Consider the following 1625-nt stretch of genomic DNA (forward strand, 5'->3'; position numbering starts at 1 on the left):
GCCCCCGGCCTGGGCGACCGCTCCCCCGGCGGGCTGGCCGAGCTGGCGCAGCTGGCGCGCACCACCCTGGCCGCCGTCGACGCCACCCCCCTCGCCGACGACGTCGACCGCGTCACCGCCGCCGCGCTGCGCGAGCGCCTCGGCCTGGAGCTGGAGCTGCACGCGGCCGGCGAGGACCTCGGCGAGCTGAACGTCATCTCCTCCCCGGTGCAGGACCTGCGCATGGTCTTCGACCTGGTGCCCACCGCCACCGAGCACGACTGGGCGGACGTGGCCGCGCGCCTGGCCGCGGTGCCCGCGGCCGTGGAGGGGTACGTGCAGAGCCTGCGCACCGCCGCTGCGCGCGGGCGCGTGGCCGCGGTGCGCCAGGTGCGCGAGTGCGCCGCCGAGGCCGCCGCGCACGCCGCGCCGGAGGGGTTCTTCGCCGCCTTCGCCGCCGGCGCCGCCGTGGACGGCCGGCCCCTGGAGGGGGCGGCGGCCGCCGACCTCGCGCGCGGCGCGGCCGCGGCGGCCGGCGCCTACGGGCGCCTGGCCGCCTTCCTGCGCACCGAGCTGCAGCCGCGGGCCCCCGAGGCCGACGCCGTGGGCACCGACCGCTACCGGCTGTTCTCGCGCACCTACCTCGGCGCGGACGTCGACCTCGCCGAGACGTACGCGTGGGGCCGGGACGAGGTCGGCCGGCTGCGCGCGGAGATGGCCGCCACGGCCCGGGAGATCACCGGCGGCACCGACGTGGCCGCCGCGTTCGAGGCCCTGGACGCCGACCCGGCCACCGTCGTGGCCGGCGCGGCGGCCTTCCGCGACTGGATGCAGCAGCGCTCCGACGAGACCGTCGAGGCGCTGGCGGGCACCCACTTCGACGTGCCCGAGCAGGTCCGGCGCCTGGAGTGCCGCATCGCCCCCACCACCGGCGGCGGGATCTACTACACCGGCCCCAGCGAGGACTTCTCCCGCCCGGGGCGCATGTGGTGGGCCGTGCCGCCGGGGCAGACGACGTTCTCCACCTGGCGCGAGGCGACCACCGTGCACCACGAGGGCGTGCCCGGGCACCACCTGCAGATCGGGCAGACCGCGGTGCGCAGCGAGGTCCTCAACCGCTGGCGCCGGCAGGGCTGCTGGGTCTCCGGGCACGGCGAGGGCTGGGCCCTGTACGCCGAGCGCCTGGCCGCCGACCTGGGCTTCCTGCGCGGGCCGGGCGAGGTGATGGGGATGCTGGACGCGCAGCTGCTGCGCGCGGCCCGCGTGGTCATCGACGTCGGCGTGCACTGCGGCTTCCCCGCCCCCGCCGAGGTCGGCGGCGGGGCGTGGACGTACGAGAAGGCGTGGGCGTACCTGACGAGCTGCTCGGCCAACCACGAGGACGTCCTGCGCTTCGAGCTGAACCGCTACCTGGGCTGGCCGGGGCAGGCGCCCAGCTACAAGGTCGGCGAGCGGCTGTGGTGGTCGGTGCGCGCGGAGGTGCAGCGCCGCGAGGGCGCCGCCTTCGACCTGGTGGCCTTCCACCGCCGCGCCCTGGACCTGGGCTCGGTGGGCCTGGACGTGCTGCGCGCGGCCCTGCTGGGCTGAGCCGCCGGGCCGCCGGGCCGCCGGGCCGCCGGGCCGCCGGGCCCCGCTCGCCCGGGCGG

1 protein-coding gene is annotated in these 1625 nt (G+C 78.6%); it reads left to right on the forward strand.

The window, feature by feature from the left end:
• Positions 1-1566 (forward strand): DUF885 domain-containing protein (locus tag GTR00_RS20380; protein ID WP_166613355.1); only part of this gene is annotated, 1566 nt, incomplete at its 5' end.
• Positions 1567-1625: the final 59 nt, after the last annotated feature.

The organism is Kineococcus indalonis, assembly GCF_009906395.1.
In the GTDB taxonomy this organism is placed as follows: domain Bacteria; phylum Actinomycetota; class Actinomycetes; order Actinomycetales; family Kineococcaceae; genus Kineococcus; species Kineococcus indalonis.